The sequence below is a fragment of the Priestia sp. P5_B4 genome (assembly GCF_056400385.1).
This window is the reverse complement of record NZ_JBFULJ010000958.1, coordinates 1-1,379: the sequence shown is the minus strand read 5'-3', so window position 1 is coordinate 1,379 and position 1,379 is coordinate 1. Positions and strand designations below refer to the sequence as shown.

General features: G+C 35.3%; 1 protein-coding gene. It reads left to right on the top strand.

Features of this window, described 5'->3' with window-relative positions:
• Positions 1-20: 20 nt before the first annotated feature.
• A complete protein-coding gene (gene desA, locus AC1DRF_RS27860) occupies positions 21-1,073 on the top strand; it encodes a Delta(5) desaturase DesA (protein WP_477742295.1) in 1,053 nt (350 codons plus the stop codon).
• Positions 1,074-1,379 lie beyond the last annotated feature (306 nt).

The following is a 1,379-nucleotide window of genomic DNA, read 5'->3' as shown; positions in this document are numbered from 1 at the left end:
AAAGATGTAAGGAGGAACACATGAGCAAACAAAAAACGACTGAATTAAGAAAAAATGTAGCACCTTTTGAAAAATCCAATACGAAATCGAGTATAAAGCAATTAATAAACACATTCCTACCGTTTTTACTACTTTGGTTTCTAGCTTATAAAAGTTTGTCTGTTTCTTATTGGCTAACACTGCCATTAGCTATTGTTACAGCCGGGTTCGTCGTCCGAATCTTCATTATTTTCCATGATTGTTGTCATCAATCATTTTTCAAATGCCGAAAAGCGAATAATATCCTTGGTACAATCAGTGGGGTTATCACCATGTTTCCGTATGAACAGTGGAAACGAAGCCACTCGATTCATCATGCTACGAGCAGCAACTTAGATAAACGAGGAACTGGTGATGTGTGGGTCATGACAGTTGATGAGTATATTGCAGCTTCCTACTGGGGCCGGTTAGCTTACCGAGTTTACCGCAATCCAATTGTGATGTTTGGATTAGGTCCCATCTATCTTTTCTTCGTTTCTAACCGATTGAATCGAAAAGACGCGAAGAGAAAGGAACGTTTGAACACGTATTTGACCAATTTCTCAATTGTTGCRGTGTATGCACTTTTATGTTGGRGTATTGGTTGGCAAGCTTTTCTGCTCGTTCAAGCTCCCATMCTTTTTGTAGCAGGWTCACTKGGAATTTGGCTATTTTACGTACAGCATCAATTTGAGGATTCCTACTTTGAAARMGAARARGAGTGGGATTACGTGAARGCTGCRGTTGATGGTAGCTCCTATTACAAGCTTCCTAAAGTTTTACAATGGGTAACAGGTAATATTGGTTTCCATCATGTACATCAYTTGGCTCCAAGAGTTCCAAACTATAATTTAGAAAAGGCGCATGAGTCTACGCCACCATTACAGAAAGCAACAACAATTACACTAAGCACAAGCTTGAAGTCCCTTCGTTTTCGACTTTTAGATCAACAAAATAAAAGTTTTGTAAGCTTCAAAGAAATTAAGCATCTACTAGACAATAAAAAATCTCGTATGAATTTGAATAACAAAAGACCCAACCTCAATAAAAATTGAATATCTTCTTTTTTATTTAAATTTATAAAATGAATAATAAATAGTGAATTGAACAAACTGCTCAAGATGCTGTGAAGCATTCTCTCATAGACCCTTTTAAATAAAATTCAAGTAACAGAAAAAACTACTGTACAGGAGCAGTAGTTTTTTCTGTGTTTAAGTTGTATATGATATACGCCTTTAGTTAATATAAAAAGTGTTATCAGTAGGAAAATAAGAAAGCAAATCGAATATCCAATTAGGCTCTTTACTTGTTAGAAGTACATTTCTTTTAAAGAAGTCAATAAACTTTTATGCATGTTTAAC